The organism is Psychroserpens sp. NJDZ02 (genome assembly GCF_004843725.1).
GTDB lineage: Bacteria > Bacteroidota > Bacteroidia > Flavobacteriales > Flavobacteriaceae > Olleya.
Genome location: NZ_CP039451.1, coordinates 1,873,239 through 1,892,456, shown reverse-complemented (window position 1 = coordinate 1,892,456; position 19,218 = coordinate 1,873,239). Strand labels below are relative to the sequence as shown.

Sequence of the window (19,218 nt, the reverse complement as noted above, 5' to 3'; positions counted from 1 at the left end):
AAGAATGAAGACATTAAAAAACATAAAATATATAGGACTTATTGCTTTAGCAGTTGGTTTTACAGGCTGTAGTGATGAATCCGATTTTGAAGAGTTTTTAGACGAACCACCAATGGATGCGGTAATATTGCCAACATTAACTGCTGGTTCTGCAGATTTCTCTAACTTCGTCTCTTTAGGAGCATCATTTACCGCTGGATATACGGACGGTGCATTATTTGTTGCAGCGCAAGAAAACGCTTTCCCAAACACGTTAGCAAAACAATTTACAAATGCAGGTGGCGGACTTTTTACGCAACCATTAATGCTGGATAACACAGGAGGAATGATTATTCCAATTCCTGGAGTTGATGACCTTCCATATCGCCTAGTTTTTAATGGTTCTGGCCCACAAAGGCTAGATGAATTTTTAACAGATTCAGGAGCTACTGTACCACCCGTAACAACTATTGCAGGTGTTAATTTAGGAAATACTTACAATAATGTTGGAGTCCCTGGCGCAAAAAGCTTTCATATGACAGCTGCAGGTTACGGATCACTAAATCCTTATTTTGGTCGCTTTCAAAGCTCTGCTGGTGCAAGTATGCTAGGAGATGCAATAGCACAAAACCCAACCTTTTTCATTTTGAGTGAAGTTGGAGGAAACGATGTTTTAAGCTATGCTACTTCTGGCGGAACGGGAGTTGACCAAACTGGTAATTTAGACCCAACAACTTATGGAGGTGATGATATCACGGATCCTAACGTATTTGCTCAAGTTTTTAATGGCCTAGTAAGTGCATTAACAAGTAACGGAGCAGAAGGTGTAGTAACCAATTTGCCTTACATTACAGATTTACCACACTTTACAACTGTACCACATAACCCACTAGATCCTACAAACCCAGATTTTGGACCTCAAATACCACTATTAAACTCAATTTTTGGAGCATTAAACCCAATATTTAATGCGGTAGATCCTACTAGAGCTATTGTTTTTTCTGAAACAGCAGCAAGTCCAGTTGTTATTAAAGATGAAACTTTGACCGATATTTCAACCATAATTAGTGCACAGCTAAATGCTAGCCCAACATTCCCAGCTTTTATAGCGCAATTTGGATTACCTGCTGCTGCTGTACCTTCAGTTGCAAATCTATTAGGTGCGACTTATGGCCAAACTAGACAAGCAACTGCTGCAGATCTACTAGTGTTATCAAGCTCCTCTATTATAGGAAAAGTTAACACAGCAAGTGTTACTACATTAATAGGACAAGGTTTACCACAAGCCTTGGCTGGTCAATTTTCTGTAGAAGGCGTTACTTTACCTCTTGAAGACAAATGGGTATTATTACCTTCGGAACAAGTCGAAATAAAAACAGCAACTGATGCTTACAATACTACAATAGAAACTGTTGCCGCAACAAGCGGCTTAGCTTTAGTAGATTTAAATGCTATTTTAAGTCAGGCTTCAACTAGTGGCGTTATGTTTGACAGTTATAACTTAACTACAGATCTAGTAACGGGAGGATTAGTAAGTTTAGATGGTATACATCTTACAGCTAGAGGTTATGGATTAATGGCTAACAAATTTTTAGAAGCAATAGATGCTACCTATGGCTCCAACTTTATAGCTTCAGGAAATGTAGCTGTTGCCGAAGATTTTGGTGTAACATATTCTTCAACACTTCAATAGAAAGCATATAGAGTAATTATAAAACACCTACTTTCTACATATTGAAAGTAGGTGTTTTTTCATATATAAAAAAGAATAAACCCCTTTCTTATTAAATTAAAACCTCTATCTTTGCACGCGAAAACAGAAGGTGTTTTCTTTCAATTAAATACCATAATATTAAACAGATAAGTAATGTCAAAAGTTACAGGTAAAGTTGCTCAAATAGTAGGTCCAGTTATCGATGTCGAATTCGCTGCCGGTTCTGAACTACCAAAAATTTACGATTCATTAGAAATTAATAAGGCTGATGGTTCAAAATTAGTATTAGAAGTACAGTCTCACATTGGTGAAGATACAGTACGTACAATTGCTATGGACTCTTCAGATGGTTTAAGTAGAGGTACAGAAGTTGTTTCAACTGGTGCTCCAATACAAATGCCAATTGGTGGAGATATCTACGGACGTTTATTTAATGTAATTGGAGATGCTATTGATGGTTTAGGTGATTTACCTAAAGCTGGAGATGCAGGGTTACCAATACACAGATCAGCTCCAAAATTTGAAGATTTATCAACATCTACTGAGGTATTATTTACTGGTATTAAAGTTATTGACTTAATTGAGCCTTATGCAAAAGGAGGTAAAATTGGATTATTTGGTGGTGCAGGAGTTGGAAAAACAGTATTAATTCAAGAGTTAATTAACAACATTGCAAAAGGACATGGTGGTTTATCTGTTTTTGCAGGAGTTGGAGAAAGAACACGTGAAGGAAATGATTTACTTCGTGAAATGTTAGAGTCAGGAATTATCAAGTATGGTGATGACTTTATGCATTCTATGGAAGAAGGAGGATGGGATCTACAAAAAGTAGACAAAAATATAATGAAAGATTCAAAAGCAACTTTCGTTTTTGGACAAATGAATGAGCCACCTGGAGCTCGTGCTCGTGTAGCACTTTCAGGATTAACTATAGCAGAATACTTCCGTGATGGCGCTGGAGAAGGACAAGGAAAAGATGTACTTTTCTTCGTTGATAATATCTTCCGTTTCACCCAAGCTGGTTCTGAGGTGTCTGCACTATTAGGTCGTATGCCTTCTGCAGTAGGTTACCAACCAACATTAGCAACAGAGATGGGTGCAATGCAAGAGCGTATTACATCAACTAAAAGAGGTTCTATTACATCTGTACAAGCAGTATATGTACCCGCAGATGATTTAACAGATCCTGCACCAGCAACAACGTTTGCGCATTTAGATGCAACAACAGTATTATCACGTAAAATTGCTGAGCTTGGTATTTACCCAGCGGTAGATCCTTTAGATTCTACATCTAGAATTTTAACAGCTGATATTTTAGGTGATGAGCATTATAACTGTGCACAACGTGTAAAAGAGTTATTACAACGTTATAAAGAATTACAAGATATTATTGCCATCTTAGGTATGGAAGAATTATCTGAAGAAGATAAAATGGCTGTAGGTAGAGCAAGACGTGTACAACGTTTCCTATCTCAACCTTTCCACGTAGCAGAGCAGTTTACTGGTCTTAAAGGTGTTTTAGTAGACATTAAGGAAACAATCAAAGGTTTTAATATGATTATGGATGGTGGTTTAGATCATTTACCAGAAGCTGCCTTTAACCTTAAAGGATCTATTGAAGAAGCTATCGAAGCTGGAGAGAAAATGTTAGCTGAAGCTTAATCTAAAAACTTAGAATTATGTATTTAGAAATAGTATCACCCGAAGCAACATTATTTAGTGGAGAAGTAATTAGCGTTATTGTTCCAGGAATTGATGGTAACTTTGAAATGTTAAATAATCACGCACCTGTAGTCTCTCTTTTAAAAGAAGGAACTGTAAGAATAAGTGGTAATATAGTATTAGAAAAAGAGGTTGAAAATCACTTTACAAAAGGTGACAAAAACACCACTTTACTAAATATCAATTCTGGTACGTTAGAAATGAATGGAAACAAAGTAATTATATTAGCTGACTAATATTTTTACCTTATTAATAAAAAAAAGCGAAACTTATGTTTCGCTTTTTTTATGTCTTATAATCTATAACTACACCTTCTTAATTACATTAGTTACTATTCCCCAAATAAGAAAATTGTTATCCTCTGTTATTCTTATAATTGGATAATTTGGATTTTCTGGTTGTAACCATATCTCGTCTTGCGAAACTCGCAATCGTTTTACAGTAAATTCACCATCGAGAAAACACACTGCAATTTTATTATTTGTTGGTTCTAAACTTCTATCTATTACTAATAAATCGTTATCGTCTAAACCTGCACCAATCATAGACTGACCACTAACTTTAGCATAAAACGTCGTGTCTTTGTTTTTGACTAACGTTTCATCTAATGACAGACGTTGTCCTTTAAAATCTTCGGCTGGTGATGGAAATCCCGCAGAAATTCCCGTATCAAAATAGTGACCAGCTGTATTATCTACAGTCTGAGGCGTAAAGAGCGTTAAACCTTGAGATTTAAGTGTTATCATAATTTTATTACATTAGCTAGCTTAGGATGCGTTAAGGATTGAACGGTATGTTTGAGCTCCTCGCAGAGAGCGAGTAGTGAAAGCCTGACCCTTGTGGTAACGCACAACTACTGTCCCTTATAAAGTTAAAAACCTACTTTACGTACAACTTAATACGACATCAAATTACTTTTCTAAAGATAGACATTACATCATTACAAGACGACAAAAAAAAACAAGAAATGATGTATAAAACACGCTATTAACATTAAAACTAGCAATTAATTTGTAACAAAACTACAATTACGACTACCAATATAATAGGATGTTAAAATCGTTTCGTTTAATTATTGCTTAAGACATTCAAACGCACTATATTTCATCTTTAAAACAACACATTATGATAGACTGGTTTTACAGCTTAGAATGGTTTCCAAAATTGTATTGGAGCATCGCATTACTAGCTTCATTTATATTTATAATAACTATTGGTTTATCCCTTTCAGGAGGCGATACTGACGAATTTGGTGATGTCGATGCTGATATTGAAGGCGACACGGGTATTGGGTTTCAATTTATAACCTTAAAAAATCTGGTGGGCTTTTTTACTATTTTCGGATGGTCTGGAATTGCCTGTATTGATGCTGATTTTTCTTATAGCTTAACCGTCGTTATATCTATAATTTGTGGTTTAGCAATGATGGGTATTATGGCTGGTATGTTTTATTCTATGAGAAAGTTAAGCGATAGTGGCACTTTAGACTATAAAAATGCCACTAACCAGATTGGTGAAGTTTATCTGACTGTCGGTGCCAGCAGATCGTCAATAGGAAAAGCACATGTCAGAATTCAGGGCGCTTTGCGCGAACTAGAAGCACTGACTGATAATCCAACCGATTTAAAAACGGGTACTGTCATAAAAGTAAAATCCGTTACATCTAACGGCATATTAATTATCGAAAAACTTAACAACTAAATAAATCTATGAACCTACAAATCAACCCAGAGTCCTTAAATTTAGGATTCCCAGTAGCTATTATTGCTGCTGTGCTATTTATTTTCTTATTCTTAATTGTCTTAGTTAGACGTTACAAACGTTGTCCTTCCGACCGTATACTAGTCGTTTATGGTAAAGTTGGTGGCGGACAATCTGCTAAATGCATTCATGGTGGCGCTGCTTTTATTTTACCGGTAATACAAGATTATCAGTTTTTAGATTTAACTCCAATATCTATTGAAGTAAATTTAGTTAATGCCTTATCAAAGCAAAACATTCGTGTTAACGTACCGTCTCGTTTTACTATTGGAGTGTCTACAGAACCAGGTATTATGCAAAATGCTGCCGAGCGTTTATTAGGCTTAGGACAAAGTCAAATCCAAGAATTAGCACAAGAAATTATCTTTGGTCAGTTACGTTTAGTCGTAGCGTCAATGGATATTGAAGAAATTAACAGTGATAGAGATAAGTTTTTAACTAATATCTCTCAAAGTGTTGAATCAGAATTAAAGAAAGTAGGTCTTAAACTAATTAACGTAAACATTACAGATATTGTTGACGAGTCTGGTTATATCGAGGCATTAGGTAAAGAGGCTGCAGCGCATGCTATTAACGCCGCTCGTAAATCTGTTGCAGAGAAAACTAGAGATGGATCTATTGGTGAAGCTAACGCTGTCCAAGATGAACGTACACAAGTTGCTGCTGCAAATGCACAAGCAGTAGAAGGAGAAAACACAGCTAAAATTGCAGTGGCTAATTCAGATTCTTTACGTCGTCAACGTGAAGCGGAAGCTGGACGTGTTGCTGTTGCTTCAGAAAAAGTACAAACTGCAAAAGCATTAGAAGAGTCTTATGCTGCAGAACAAATAGCAGAATCTGCAAGAGCAGAACGTGAACGTTCTTCTCAAATGGCCGACATTATTGTACCAGCAGAAATTGATAAACGTAAAGTCGAAATTGATGCAGAAGCACGTGCCGAAAACATTAGAAGAATTGCAAAAGGGGAAGCCGATGCCATCTTGTTTAAAGCGCAAGCCGAAGCGCAAGGTCAGTTTGAAATTTTAACTAAGCAAGCAGCTGGTATGGAGCAAATTGTTAAAGCAGCAGGAAATAACTCTAAAGATGCGGTATTATTGTTAATTGCCGATAAACTTCCTGAGCTAGTTAAAACTCAAGCTGAAGCTATTAAAAATATTAAAATAGATAAAGTTACCGTTTGGGAAAATGGTGGAAGTGGTGCTGACGGGAAGTCGTCAACTGCTAACTTCTTATCAGGAATGTATAAATCAGTTCCACCTTTACAAGACATGTTTAATATGGCTGGTATGGATTTACCTGAGTATTTAAAAGGTAAGGACAAAACACCTATTGAATCTGCTAAAATAGATGATAGTAAAACTGAATAACCTTACTATTAAATCATAAATAAAAAACCTCACAGATTTTAAATCTGTGAGGTTTTTTTAATCCGCTGTATATTCTAAAATATCTGCTGGTTGACAATCTAATGCTTTACAAATAGCTTCCAAAGTAGAAAACCGAACTGCTTTAGCTTTTCCTGATTTAAGGATAGATAAATTAGCGGTTGTAATACCTATAACTTCAGCTAGGTCTTTACTTTTCATCTTGCGCTTGGCCAACATGACGTCTAAATTTACTGTTATGGACATCGGCTATATTGTTAGGTCGTTTTCTTGTTGTAATAGACTACCGTTCTGAATGTAACTTGTAAGTACTAATAAACTAAAACCAATTAACATTAATAAAATACTTGCCTCTATTCCTATAAATAGAGATTTCCCTTCAGAATACACTAACAATACTAAACTCCAAAGCAAACTTAAAGTTCCAGAAATTATTAAAAGTTGCCCTGTGACTTTAAATTTAATTGAACTATTCTTATTAAAAAAACCATTCTTAATTGTTATCAGTAATCCCTTTTTTAGAAAAAATAAAGCAATAAAAGTTACAACTGAAATTGCCAAACCTACAAACTGAGTATAGTAACCAAAAATAAATTGACTATAAAATTCGTCTGAAAAATTCATGAAATCAGGAGTATATACGGATAGAAAAATATTGGATAAAAAAATAACAAAATATATTGCTATCAATGCTATTACAAACCAATGTAAAATTTTTATTTTTTTCATAATTAAAATACATTTATTATCGTTTAACAATAACAAATATATAAAAATTATTGATAAACAATAATATTTTATAAAAAATCAATATAAAAAATCAATATAAAAAATTAGTGCTTTAATTTTAAAAAAGAATACGAGCTTCGTATATTTAACAAAAAACATGACTAAAACTCTATGCCTAAACCTGGCTTAAAAACTAATATAGGTTTGTGTCTGATTTAAAAAAAAGTTTACACAAGCTAATCTAAAAACAAATGTTAACTGTGACATATAATTTAATACAAAGTAAAACATTGATTTGAAAAAGAACACTTTACTAATTTCAGAAAACGATAGACCTTTTTGGCAATTACCACTTGCTGCTTTATTACTTACAATAGTGGTATATATCATCGGAAAAGATTTATTCCACTTCAATTGGAGCAACAACTATTTTAGATACATATCTAGTGATATACAATTAGTCCTATTACTTATACTTGCCGCAATGGGCTTATGTTCAACCAAAAGAATTTATATCGATATTGAAAAGTCAAGATTTAAAACAACGCTAGAAGTAGGTCCTTTAAAACTTGGTAAATGGCAAACTATCAAAAACTACACGTATGTTTCAGTTTTTCACAAACCATTAACTGATGGAAGTTATACTTTCGTGGTAAACCTATGGTACAATAAAAATAAACATTTTGAATTATACTCAAAAGACTCCTTTTCAGATGCCATCCAAATGGGATACGACCTTTCCGAACAATTAAATATAGAACTACTTGACGCTACTATACCAAACGACTTTAAGTGGATAGACAAAGAAGCTCTTAAAAATCAAAAAACAACATAAACTAAAGAAGACTTTTAACATCCTCAAAAGCAGTCTTTAAAATTTTAATTACATTATCAATTTCATCTTCGTTTAAATGGCCAAAACCTAATCGTATCGCACAAATGTCTTTATTTTGATACAACACTGTTTTAGGTAAAAATAAATCGTTTGCCTTTGCTTTTTCTGCTAACTTAATAAGCGATACGGGTATTTTAAAACACAACCAAACAGCTAAACCTCCTACTGGCAATTGCCAAGTAGCATCATCTTTAAAATGAATAGTTAAACTCGCGCATAAATAATCACGTCTTTGTTTATAGATCGTTATATTTTTTTTGATTAACCGATGTATTTCGCCTTCAGAAATAAGCTCTGTAAGTATTTGTTTCTGAATTAAATCTCCCTGTTTATCTAAAATTTGCAAGTAGTTTTTAGCTTCGTTTATTATATTTTCTGGTGCCACCACAAATCCTATTTGAAAACTAGGAAAAAATGATTGTCCCAATCGCCCCAAATAAATAACAACCCCTTCTCCATCCGAGCTAGCCATAGGCAGCATTGCAGAACCATCAAACTGGAAATCGTAATCAAAATCATCTTCTATAATCGCAAATTGATATGCTTTTGCTAATTGCAATAATTTTAATCGGCGCTCTGCAGTTAGTGTTACCGCTGTTGGATATTGTCTATGTGCACAAACATACACGCATCTGATACTCTGTTTTGTAAAATTCTTTTCAATAAAATCGACATCAATCCCATGGTCATCAACAGGAATAGTAATTATATTGGCCCCCGCTTGTTGGAAAATCATATTAGATTTGTAATGACTTAAATGCCCTACAAGCACCACATCGTTGTTTTTAATTAAAAGTTGCGACACAATATACAAACTCATCTCTGTACTGCGCGTACTGATAATCTTATTTGGCTTTATATGAAATCCTCTTGTTGCATTTAGGTAGTTACACAACTGTTTACTAAAGGTTCTATAAGATTGCTCCTGGGTTTGATTCCATTTTGAAATTAAAGAACCACGTTTCATTGATGCACTGTACCATTTTGAAAATTGGTGTGTTGGATGCAATCTTAAATCCGGCTGTCCATCGTTAATAACATACTTACTTACAGAAAACTCTTCAGTAGATGCTAAATTAAAAGAAGATTGAAATGGGAAACCTGCTGTTTCAGGATATGCTTTTAATTTATCCAAACCCTGAACGACACCTTTTATAGCTGCTGTTTTCTTTTCAGGCATTAACACGAACGTACCTTTGTTAGCAATGATATCAACCCAACCTTGAGATGCTAACTCATCATAAACAGCAACTGCAGTATTTCTATTTATATCAAATAATGTACTAAATTTTCGGGTTCCTGGCAACGCAGTTCCTTCCGCTAAATAACCACGTTGAATAGCATTAATGATCTGTTGTGAGATCTGAATATAAATTGACGTGGTAGTCGATTTCTCAAAACTAATTAAAGATTCTAATATGTCATCAACCGGACTACTCATTGTTTTAAAACTGGACTACTTTAGTGATCCGGAAAGTTACGAATTTCGCACCGCAAAAAATGCGATTAACTATTATTATGAAATCGACTTACTTATTTACTTTACTTGCTTTGTTTACAATAACAATACAAGCACAAGATCTAGAACAAGAACAAAAATTAGATTCTGTACTTATTACATCGTCTAGAATTGAGTTACCCTTTAAAGAAAACTCTAGAACTATTTCTGTTATTTCGTCTTCAGACATAAAAAACAGCGCAGCAACTAACGTAGCTGACGTTTTACAACAAATAGCTGGTGTAGATATTAGACGTCGTGGAACAGCTGGTAGTCAAGCTGATTTATATATAAGAGGTGGTGGTTTTGACCAAACGTTATTATTAATTGACGGGATTAAAATGGACGATGCACAAACGGGTCACCATACCATGAACGCCGCTTTACCTCTTGAGGTAATTGAACGCATAGAGGTTATAAAAGGCCCAGCTGCAAGGGTTTTTGGTCAAAATGCATTTACTGGAGCAATCAATATTGTGACAAAAAACAGTTTAAAAAATACGGTCTCTGTAAAATTGGAAGCAGGTTCATTTGGTCAATTTAATGCAGGCGTTACTGTTGGTTCGGATTTAGAAAACTCGTCACATATTGTACATATAGACAAAATGACATCAGAAGGATACATATACAATACAGACTATGATAATAGTAACTACTTTGTAAAAAGTGTTTTTAACAAAAAGAAAAAAGCTATTGAAATGATTTCAACATTTCAAGAGCGCAAATTTGGTGCTAATGGGTTTTATGCTCGCGCCAGTGCTGTGGATCAATATGAAGAAACACAAAATAGCTTGATAGGGTTTTCGACTATATTTAACACCGAAAATTTAACCATAAAACCTCGTTTATATTGGAAACGTAATCAAGATGAATATGTTTATCTAAGAGAAAACCCTACAGTATACAGAAACTTACATATTAGTAATAAAATTGGAGCAGAAGCTAATGCGTCTTATAGCTCCGAGTTAGGTACCACTGGTTTTGGTGTGGACTTATCTAAAATTTATATTAGTAGCAATAACTTAGGTAGCAGACAACGTTTTATGTCTACCTTATTTTTAGAGCACCAATTTAAGTTGTTTAATGATGTTGTAGATGTTACTCCTGGTATTGCTGTAACCTATTTTTCAGACTTTAAATTTTATGCCTATCCAGGCGTAGACGTTGGAGTCAAAATAAACGACAACTTAAAAGCTTATGGTAATGTTGGTTACACCTACCGCATACCGACGTATACAGATTTATATTACTCTGACACATTTACCTCTGGAAACGAAAACTTAAAACCAGAAAAAGCATTTTCACAAGAGATTGGCTTGAAATATACCTCAGCAAAACTTGCTATTTCAGCAGCAGTATTTAATCGTAATTCTAAAGATTTAATAGACTTTATAAGACCTAATAATATTACGGAAGTATTTACAGCTACTAATATCACAGAAGTCACAACAAAAGGATTTGAAATAGACGCAAAATACAATTTCAATATTAATGATTACAAACAAACCTTTACTGTTGGGTATAGTTTTTTAGAAGACGATATCTTAGACCAAAACAAAGATTTATCCAAATACTCTCTAAACACATTAAAGCATCATTTTACATCACGTTTAAGCACAAAACTATTTAAAAACGTAAATCAAAACATTATTTATAAACATGCTGAACGTACAACAGGAGACAGTTATAATGTTTGGGATGCTTCCATTGATGTTACTCTTAAACAATTTACATTAACAGCTACTGCTAATAATATTTTTGATGCCGAATATATAGAAACTGGCTATGTACCAATGCCTCCAAGTAATGTATTATTTGGACTGCGTTATAATTTTAACTAAAATAGTATACAAACAATAACACTACTTTTAGTAACGATTTAGTAACTTTGAGCTATAAATTTTTAAAATTGAGCTTAAACCTTAAAGACATACCAAGAGTTAAAACCATAACTAAGCAGGATTTTATTAAAAACTATCTTAAGCCTCAAAAACCAGTAGTTATAGAGGGATTTATTACAGATTGGCCTGCCTATACTAAGTGGAATTTAGAATACATAAAGACGATCGCTGGAGACAAAATAGTCCCTTTGTATGATGACAGACCCGTTGATCATAAAGACGGATTTAATGAACCTCATACTAAAATGAAAATGAGTGACTATGTAGATTTACTGAAACGTGAGCCTACAAAGTTTAGAATATTTCTTTGGAATATTTTAAAAGAAGTCCCTCAGCTTCAAAAGGATTTTACCTTTCCTGATTTTGGACTGCGTTTAATGAAGAGGCTTCCCATGCTATTTTTTGGTGGTCGGGATAGTTATACCTTTATGCATTATGACATAGATTTAGCCAATATATTCCACTTCCATTTTGAAGGCGAAAAACAAATTATTTTATTTGACCAAAATCAAAACGATTATCTATATAAAGTCCCGCATGCTTTAATAGCTAGAGAAGACATAGACTTTTCAAACCCTGATTTTACTAAGTGGCCAGCGTTAAAAAAGGCTAAAGGTTGGCAGTGTCATTTAAATCATGGAGAAGTATTGTATATGCCAGAAGGCTATTGGCATTACATGAAATATATCACTCCTGGTTTCTCTATGAGCCTAAGGGCCATAGCAAGACAACCAAAAAATTTAGGAAAAGCCGTATACAATGTCTTTATAATGCGTAATTTTGACAACTTAATGCGTCGGATTAAAGGGCAAAAATGGATTGATTGGAAAAATCAAAAAGCCATTACCGACACAAACAATAAATTAAAAGATAATTAAATACAATGAAAAAGGGACTACTATTAATGGCATTATTACTAACTGTAAGTTTAGTAAGTGCACAAGCTTTTGATGGAAAAGGAGATCAAAAACTTCAAATTGGAGCAAATCTTCAAAACAACGCAAGTGGTATTGCATTGACTTATGACTATGGTATAGGTGAAAATATATCTATTGGTGTAGTTACAGGTTATGCTTTAAATTTAAGCAATGGCTTATCTGCTAATTTTGAAGACCGTATTGAATTAGAAGGACGTTTTAATGCTAATTTAGGTAGTGTCTTAGATATCAGTGATAATTTTGATGTATATCCTGGTATTAGCTTAAGCTTAAAAAACTTTGGTGGTCATTTAGGGATGCGTTACTTTTTCTCTAGTGGTTTCGGAGTGTTTTCTGAATTCGGTACTACTTTAGCAAAATATAACTCTAACACGTTAACTGCTGCTGAAAAGATAAATAATCAATTCACTGTAAATATTGGAGCTGTATTTAACTTATAGTCTTTATTTTTAAATCAATAAAAAACCTTTCATTACTTAATGAAAGGTTTTTTTATGCCTTATTTGATCAATTCGCTTGCTTTTTCATACACCATATTACTTTCCCATCCTCTATATAGTAAATAGTCAATTAACTTTTTTCTTTTTTTATACTTATCACTTTCCTTCAAAGAATTCACCTTTTTCTCAGCTAAATCATTAAACACTTCAATATATTCCGCTTCATCTATTTCCGTAAGTGCTTGATTTACATTAAATTTAGCAATATCCTTTCGCTTTAATTCTAAAGTGATTCGGTATTTGCCCCATTTTTTTATTCTGAACTTACCTCTAGCATAAGCTCTGGCAAAACGTTCTTCATTAAGAAAGTTATGCTCCAAAAGATGAACCACAATAATATCTGCAGCCTCAGGTATCATATTCATGTCTCTTAGTTTCTGCTTTACTTCTTTATGACAACGTTCTTGATAAGCGCAATAGTGTTCCAACTTTTTAGTTGCTTCTTCTACTGTGTAAGACTCTTGACTTTTAAACATAAGCCAAAAATAAGCTATTAATCATTTAAAAAAACCACTATTTATGAAACAAACACCAATGTTATTTGCCTTACTACTCTTTAGTTGTATTACGTATGCTCAAACCGTTATTTATAACGAAAGTTTTATAAACGACAATAATAAAGGGGCAACTTATAATGCCGTAACGGGAGTCACTGATATTAATATGTCTAGTGTAAATTGGTCTATTGACGTTTCTGGGACTAATTTTGATAGTAGTGAGGATAAATTTAGTATTGAAAGTGGTTCCACATATCTAGAAGCACGCGACACCAATGGACCAGCAATCTGGTATTCTCCAATTATAAATATTACAGATTATACTGATGTTACTTTTCAATTGGAAGCAGTTGATAATAGACCAACGTTTGACGATTTAGAGCCTAGCGATACATTTACTACAACATATAGTATTAATGGAGGCCCATGGGCAATAGCAGGTAATAACGGTGCGCTAAACGATGATATTGATGCCATCACAACGGTATCACACAATCTCTTTTTAGCAGGAAGTACAATACAGCTAAAAGTGACGATGGATAATAATGGTAATGATGAACGCTATAGATTAGATAACATACTAATTAACGGTGTAGCTACCACAACTCCCACAGTAACTATTAATCCAAACACAACTGTAATATCGGGATTAAGTTGTGTAGAAGGCAATGTCGATTTATTACCAGAAACATTTACTGTGCAAGGTTCGTCAATTGCAAATGACATTGTTATTACTACTTCTGGAAGTTTTGAGATAGCATTAAACAAAAATGGACCGTATTATAATACTATAACTCTATCTCCAATTTTAAACACTGTAGAGCTAACCACAATATATACGAAACTAAGTTATGGGTTAGCAGTCAATACGTATAATGAAAATATCAATGTAACGTGTGACACTATCGCTTTAGTCGTTAACGCTCAAGGCGAAATAACACCTTACACACAACCTGCAGATTGTACCACATTACTCATTTCAGAATATCACGAAGCTGCAACCAGTACCCCAAACGAAAAATACATAGAGCTCTATAATACATCAAGCGTCCCAATACGTCTTGCGAATTACCAATTGGCTAGATTTGCCAACGGAAGGGTAAATTACAAACCACAAATTAGAACGTTACCAGAAGACGATATCATACCACCCCATTCCACGTATATTATAGCCCTAAATAATTCGGAATTGTGCTTAAACGGAACTGCAGATTACTGTACGAGTGCTGTTGTTTTAGAGTCTGATGGTAATGACATTACTACTTTACAAAACACTGACGGTGTCAATATAGACATAATAGGTGTCCTGAATGTCAATAATAATTTTGTCCAGAACACTAATCTTGTTAGACACAGTAACGTGCAAGCGCCTACAACAAATTACATCGCTTCTGATTGGACTAGTAATACATCAAACCATCTTACTTTTTTAGGCTACCACATAAACGATTGTGCTTGTTCTGAATCAACTGTAACTTGGGATGGCACTGTATGGTCTAATGGTATAGGCCCAAACATAAATACCCCTGCCATAATTAACGGACCATATATTACTAGTGCTGCGACTAGCTTTTCAGCCTGTCGTCTAACAATAAATGCAGAAGTGATTATTACTCCAAATGCTTTTATAGAAGTAGAACATAATATTATAAATACCGCAAGGCTTACTATACAAGAATCAGGAGCCCTAATACAGAATAACGAAACTACAAAATTTATAAATAATTCCGTAGAAACATTTCCAATAGAGGTCATAAAACGGACGGCACCTTTTGTTGCTTGGTATGAATATACGTATTGGGGATCTCCATTAGTAGATGCTCTAATAGAAAACTTAGTTCCAAACACAAGCAACGACAGAAAGTTTACTTTTAATGGTGGTTCTTTTAATGATATGGAAGCAGAAGACTTAGGTAACAACAATATCGTTACCGTTGGACAAGATGATATTGATGATGAAGGAGATGATTGGCAACTTTATCCCTCCGGAATAATGACTCCTGGCGTTGGATATGCAACAACGATGTCACCAATAGAACTGACTGCACCAAACAGTGCAAGTACGGGCATAAATTTATCCTTTTTGGGCTCAGCTCTAAACTCAGGAAAAATTAGTGTTCCTATAGTTAGAAACGACAGCTCTACACTAGATAATAATTGGCAATTTATTGGAAACCCCTATCCTAGCGCTATTGACGCAAATGCCTTCTTCACTCAAAACGCAACAACACTAAATACAGTTACTCCAGGAGTTTTAGATGGCGCGCTCTATTTTTGGTCCCAAGCGACACCGCCTTCTGCCACGACTATTGGTAATCAGCAAATAAATTTTAGTAGTAATGATTACGCAATAATTAATTTTAGTGCCAATGTTGCAGGCGAACGCTATGTACCAAATAATTTTATTCCTTCAGGTCAAGGTTTTTTTGTCAATTTCTCTGATAGCTATGCAGGTACAACTAGTCACGTGACTTTTAATAATAGTATGCGCGTTATTGGTAATAATGATCAATTCTTTCGTACTAACAATACAAGTCTTGATAATAAATTATGGTTAAATTTAACCAGTGACAATGGTGTTTTTAGCCAAATTGCAATCGCCTATATTGCTGGCGCAAGTAATATGGATGACGGTCCATCCTACGATGCAAGACGCTATTACAGTGGAGGTTCTGCCATATTAGTATCATTTGCAGATGATAGCAACATTCCTTTAGCTATTCAAGGAAAACAGAATGAAGCATTAAACAGCGACGAAGTCATTGTATTAGGATTAAAAACGGGACTAACATCGCCTACTATTTATACGATATCGCTAGATCATTTTCAGGGTGATTTTTTATCAGACCACGCTATTTACTTAAAAGATAACTTAGAGAATACTTCTCAGGACTTAACAACATCAGACTATAGTTTTACTTCTCAATCAGGAGCATTTAATAACCGTTTTGAAATTGTGTTTAATACAAGCAGCCTCGCGACAAACAGCTACAATATTAATCAGACTGATGTATCGATAATTGAATTGGCTAATAATCAAGTTCAGTTTACTGTCCCAAATAACGTAACGATTAAGACCATAAAAATAGTAGATATATTAGGGAAAATAATATATACTTTTAAAAGTCACAATAGTACTGAAATTGTAAATCTAGCCAACCTCAGCCAAGCACTTTACATAGCCCAAGTAGAATTAAGTAATGGACAAATTATTAGTAAGAAGGCAATTAAAAAATAGATCTAATTTCGTAAATAAAAAAGTCTCAATTTAGATTGAGACTTTTTTTTTATAAACTATATTTTAAAGAAACAATAAGGTTTCTACCAGGAGCCGAAATACCAGAAGAATAGGTTCTATAACGTTGATCCGTAATATTTTCTAAAGCCGCAGTTACTGTTACGTCATCTCCTATTTGATACTGGGTTCTTAAGTTTAAAGTATACCATGACGGCGAATAGGGATTTCCATTTTGATCTAGGGCATATATATAATCCTTCTCCGCTTCGGAAGGTGCGAGTTTATTAAATGACAGCTCACTATTATAATTAACAAAACCATCAACCTTTACTCTATTTTTTTGCCAAACAATATGCGTATTTCCAAAATTAGGGACAACATGTCTAACAGGGACTTCCACACCATCAGTTTCTTCAGTTCCACCAATAACATTATATTGAGATGTTAATTTAAATGATTTTGTAAAATTAACTTGCGCTCCAATTTCAAAACCGTAAATCCAAGATTTTGAGGCATTTTGAATGGATTGCACATTACTTAACTCGCCATCATATAAAATTTGTGTTTCACCATTTAACGACCCATTACGTCTAACTAGAGCATTATCTAAATAAGTATAATACGTGGCCATATCTAAGACAACAACTTTATCAAAATTCAACTTTAATCCTAGCTCTCCACTATATGCATATTCTGGATCTAAATTATCATTAGGCACAACAACAGACCCTGGTTCTGAATCAAACACCTTACCCGTATCATCAATGTTTGGCGCTCTAAATGCTGAAGACAAATTAAATTTCCATTGCAACATTGGATTAGGCAACCAAGTAACACCTGCTGTACCCGTTAACGCGTTTGCTGTATTATTTGATTCAGAAAAAGGTAAATCTAAAAATTGATTATTCTCTGTAAAATCTGCCTTTTGAGTGACTATATTATAACGCAAGCCAGACTGAAATACAACCTTTGTATTTGGCTTATATTTATAGCTAGCATATACCGCTCCACTTTGCCATGTCGCTCCATCTGGGTATCTCGACACAGCCTTTTCTACTGTATTAGTTTCAATGTTTTCAGTATAGCCTAAAGACCCAACAGTATTATAAACATATTCAAAACCATAAAATAAATTTGATTTTTTACTAAGTTTTTTTTCGAAATCGATATTAAAAGATAAAGCATCTACAGACTCTTCCCTGACGTTTCTATCGCTATCTTGAAAATCTCGATCCATTCTACTTTCTTGAAAATTCTGATAAGCTAATGTGGTTTTTATATTGTCATAAAACGTTGCATTACTGCTTCGTTTTGTAACACTTAAATTAGACATGAACCATTTTTGAGGTCCATAATTCCATTCTGCAGATCTTAACGCATCATCACTATAGCGAATTAACCTGTCATAACGAGAGTAATCCGACGTGGCTGTATAAAACACTCCTAAATCAATATCCAAATCTTCCGCAGCTTTATAACTCACCTTTTGCATCAAATTAATTTGGTTATATCCCGTAAATTTTTGGATTCTAGAATCATTATTTTCTACAATTACATCTTGACCATTCTCCGTAACAACATATTCTGGCCTTAAATAAGCGTCAGGCCCATAACTTCCCATGGTTAAATCATTAAAGTCGGTATAACTCACATTAGTTAAAAAAGCCCATTTCTGATAGCCTACATTTACATCTATATGCGCCGTTTTTTCCTGACTTGCTGTTCCATAACGTAACATCACATTACTCTTTACATTTAGAGTATCTGAAAATGAAAACTTTGGTTTTTTAGTATAAAAACTCATCACTCCTCCAATAGCATCACTACCATAAATGATTGAACCAGCACCCAGAGTAACCTCCGTATTTTGTATTGATAAAGGATCAATAGAGATCACATTTTGAAGATTTCCACTTCTAAAAATGGCATTATTCATTCGCACACCATCCACAGTAATTAATAATCTATTTGTTGAAAAACCTCTAATCATTGGACTACCACCTCCCAATTGACTTTTCTGTATGTACACTTGCCCTGTAGCCTCTAACAGGTCTGCACTAGTTTGTGGATTATTAAAGGTAACGTCCTTAGCAGATACGGTTGCAATAGTTTTAGGAATATCTTTTTTTCTTTGTCCAAAGTTGGAAGCAGATATCACAATCTCATCCAGACCTTGTTGACTAGCCATTAAATAAACACGTTTATTTTTAATATTACTTTTTATAATCTGCTTTAACTCATGAGACATGTGCTGAAAGTGTAGCAACTCTGTCGATTTAAAGTTATCCAAACTTGCTTCTCCGTTAAGGTTTGTGATTTCACTTTTAGATTGATCGTTATTATAAATAGCGACTCCAAAAATTGGCTCGTTAGTGGTTTTATCCATCACTTTTATAGTCTGTGCTGTCACCGTAAACGAGAAAAAGAATAGAAAACAAATGCTAAAAAGAAACTTCATATT

At 34.1% G+C, this 19,218-nt stretch carries 16 protein-coding genes; 10 read left to right on the top strand and 6 right to left on the bottom strand.

What is annotated here, in order from left to right; translation table 11 throughout:
* Positions 1-4 precede the first annotated feature (4 nt).
* The 3 genes from E9099_RS08265 (at position 5) to E9099_RS08255 (ending at position 3,651) form a co-directional block, all read left to right on the top strand.
* Entirely contained in the window at positions 5-1,672 is a 1,668-nt protein-coding gene (locus E9099_RS08265; protein ID WP_136583184.1) for a G-D-S-L family lipolytic protein, read from the top strand.
* Positions 1,673-1,846: 174 nt separating this feature from the next.
* Positions 1,847-3,355, top strand: coding sequence for a F0F1 ATP synthase subunit beta (gene atpD / locus E9099_RS08260; RefSeq protein ID WP_101015556.1), 1,509 nt, complete (start codon positions 1,847-1,849; stop codon positions 3,353-3,355).
* 17 nt (positions 3,356-3,372) lie between these two features.
* Complete coding sequence (locus E9099_RS08255; RefSeq protein WP_136583183.1) at positions 3,373-3,651, top strand: F0F1 ATP synthase subunit epsilon; 279 nt, start codon at positions 3,373-3,375, stop codon at positions 3,649-3,651.
* 69 nt (positions 3,652-3,720) lie between these two features.
* Here E9099_RS08255 and E9099_RS08250 read toward each other — a convergent pair whose 3' ends face one another.
* On the bottom strand, positions 3,721-4,161 hold the full coding sequence (locus E9099_RS08250; RefSeq protein WP_136583182.1) for a LexA family protein: 441 nt from the start codon (positions 4,159-4,161) through the stop codon (positions 3,721-3,723).
* 379 nt (positions 4,162-4,540) lie between these two features.
* Here E9099_RS08250 and E9099_RS08245 point away from each other — a divergent pair, with 379 nt between their 5' ends.
* On the top strand, positions 4,541-5,116 hold the full coding sequence (locus E9099_RS08245; protein WP_136583181.1) for a hypothetical protein: 576 nt from the start codon (positions 4,541-4,543) through the stop codon (positions 5,114-5,116).
* An 8-nt stretch (positions 5,117-5,124) separates the two neighbouring features.
* The gene (locus E9099_RS08240) at positions 5,125-6,543 is read left to right on the top strand and encodes a flotillin family protein (RefSeq protein WP_136583180.1); all 1,419 of its coding nucleotides are present in this window, start codon (positions 5,125-5,127) and stop codon (positions 6,541-6,543) included.
* 57 nt (positions 6,544-6,600) lie between these two features.
* On the opposite strand, the gene E9099_RS08235 is transcribed toward E9099_RS08240, so the two are convergent.
* Together E9099_RS08235 and E9099_RS08230 are read right to left on the bottom strand one after the other, a co-directional pair.
* On the bottom strand, positions 6,601-6,807 hold the full coding sequence (locus tag E9099_RS08235) for a helix-turn-helix domain-containing protein (RefSeq protein ID WP_136583179.1): 207 nt from the start codon (positions 6,805-6,807) through the stop codon (positions 6,601-6,603).
* Between the two features lie 3 nt (positions 6,808-6,810).
* The gene (locus E9099_RS08230; RefSeq protein WP_136583178.1) at positions 6,811-7,290 is read right to left on the bottom strand and encodes a DUF2975 domain-containing protein; all 480 of its coding nucleotides are present in this window, start codon (positions 7,288-7,290) and stop codon (positions 6,811-6,813) included.
* 295 nt (positions 7,291-7,585) lie between these two features.
* On the opposite strand from E9099_RS08230, the gene E9099_RS08225 reads away from it, so the two are divergent.
* Positions 7,586-8,125 carry a hypothetical protein gene (locus E9099_RS08225; RefSeq protein ID WP_136583177.1) on the top strand — a complete coding sequence of 180 codons (540 nt, stop codon included), beginning with the start codon at positions 7,586-7,588 and terminating at the stop codon, positions 8,123-8,125.
* Between the two features lies 1 nt (position 8,126).
* Here the strand turns inward: E9099_RS08225 and E9099_RS08220 are convergent, their stop codons facing one another.
* On the bottom strand, positions 8,127-9,626 hold the full coding sequence (locus E9099_RS08220) for a PLP-dependent aminotransferase family protein (RefSeq protein ID WP_136583176.1): 1,500 nt from the start codon (positions 9,624-9,626) through the stop codon (positions 8,127-8,129).
* 59 nt (positions 9,627-9,685) lie between these two features.
* Here E9099_RS08220 and E9099_RS08215 point away from each other — a divergent pair, with 59 nt between their 5' ends.
* The 3 genes from E9099_RS08215 to E9099_RS08205 all read left to right on the top strand — a co-directional run bounded on the left by E9099_RS08215 (position 9,686) and on the right by E9099_RS08205 (position 12,962).
* Positions 9,686-11,524, top strand: a complete 1,839-nt coding sequence (locus E9099_RS08215; RefSeq protein WP_240788976.1) for a TonB-dependent receptor plug domain-containing protein — start codon at positions 9,686-9,688, stop codon at positions 11,522-11,524.
* A 68-nt stretch (positions 11,525-11,592) separates the two neighbouring features.
* A complete protein-coding gene (locus E9099_RS08210) occupies positions 11,593-12,462 on the top strand; it encodes a cupin-like domain-containing protein (RefSeq protein ID WP_136583175.1) in 870 nt (289 codons plus the stop codon).
* A gap of 5 nt (positions 12,463-12,467) precedes the next feature.
* Entirely contained in the window at positions 12,468-12,962 is a 495-nt protein-coding gene (locus E9099_RS08205; RefSeq protein ID WP_136583174.1) for a DUF6646 family protein, read from the top strand.
* 59 nt (positions 12,963-13,021) lie between these two features.
* On the opposite strand, the gene E9099_RS08200 is transcribed toward E9099_RS08205, so the two are convergent.
* Positions 13,022-13,498, bottom strand: coding sequence for a regulatory protein RecX (locus E9099_RS08200; RefSeq protein WP_136583173.1), 477 nt, complete (start codon positions 13,496-13,498; stop codon positions 13,022-13,024).
* A 43-nt stretch (positions 13,499-13,541) separates the two neighbouring features.
* Between E9099_RS08200 and E9099_RS08195 the strand changes: the two genes are divergently transcribed.
* Positions 13,542-16,757 carry a lamin tail domain-containing protein gene (locus E9099_RS08195; protein WP_136583172.1) on the top strand — a complete coding sequence of 1,072 codons (3,216 nt, stop codon included), beginning with the start codon at positions 13,542-13,544 and terminating at the stop codon, positions 16,755-16,757.
* 49 nt (positions 16,758-16,806) lie between these two features.
* Here E9099_RS08195 and E9099_RS08190 read toward each other — a convergent pair whose 3' ends face one another.
* Positions 16,807-19,215 carry a TonB-dependent receptor domain-containing protein gene (locus E9099_RS08190; protein WP_136583171.1) on the bottom strand — a complete coding sequence of 803 codons (2,409 nt, stop codon included), beginning with the start codon at positions 19,213-19,215 and terminating at the stop codon, positions 16,807-16,809.
* Positions 19,216-19,218 lie beyond the last annotated feature (3 nt).

Coding starts and splice junctions, on each gene's coding strand:
- E9099_RS08265 (WP_136583184.1), top strand. CDS start 5: ATGAAGACATTAAAAAACATAAAATATATAGGACTTATTGCTTTAGCA.
- atpD (WP_101015556.1), top strand. CDS start 1,847: ATGTCAAAAGTTACAGGTAAAGTTGCTCAAATAGTAGGTCCAGTTATC.
- E9099_RS08255 (WP_136583183.1), top strand. CDS start 3,373: ATGTATTTAGAAATAGTATCACCCGAAGCAACATTATTTAGTGGAGAA.
- E9099_RS08250 (WP_136583182.1), bottom strand. CDS start 4,161: ATGATAACACTTAAATCTCAAGGTTTAACGCTCTTTACGCCTCAGACT.
- E9099_RS08245 (WP_136583181.1), top strand. CDS start 4,541: ATGATAGACTGGTTTTACAGCTTAGAATGGTTTCCAAAATTGTATTGG.
- E9099_RS08240 (WP_136583180.1), top strand. CDS start 5,125: ATGAACCTACAAATCAACCCAGAGTCCTTAAATTTAGGATTCCCAGTA.
- E9099_RS08235 (WP_136583179.1), bottom strand. CDS start 6,807: ATGTCCATAACAGTAAATTTAGACGTCATGTTGGCCAAGCGCAAGATG.
- E9099_RS08230 (WP_136583178.1), bottom strand. CDS start 7,290: ATGAAAAAAATAAAAATTTTACATTGGTTTGTAATAGCATTGATAGCA.
- E9099_RS08220 (WP_136583176.1), bottom strand. CDS start 9,626: ATGAGTAGTCCGGTTGATGACATATTAGAATCTTTAATTAGTTTTGAG.
- E9099_RS08215 (WP_240788976.1), top strand. CDS start 9,686: ATGCGATTAACTATTATTATGAAATCGACTTACTTATTTACTTTACTT.
- E9099_RS08205 (WP_136583174.1), top strand. CDS start 12,468: ATGAAAAAGGGACTACTATTAATGGCATTATTACTAACTGTAAGTTTA.
- E9099_RS08200 (WP_136583173.1), bottom strand. CDS start 13,498: ATGTTTAAAAGTCAAGAGTCTTACACAGTAGAAGAAGCAACTAAAAAG.
- E9099_RS08195 (WP_136583172.1), top strand. CDS start 13,542: ATGAAACAAACACCAATGTTATTTGCCTTACTACTCTTTAGTTGTATT.
- E9099_RS08190 (WP_136583171.1), bottom strand. CDS start 19,215: ATGAAGTTTCTTTTTAGCATTTGTTTTCTATTCTTTTTCTCGTTTACG.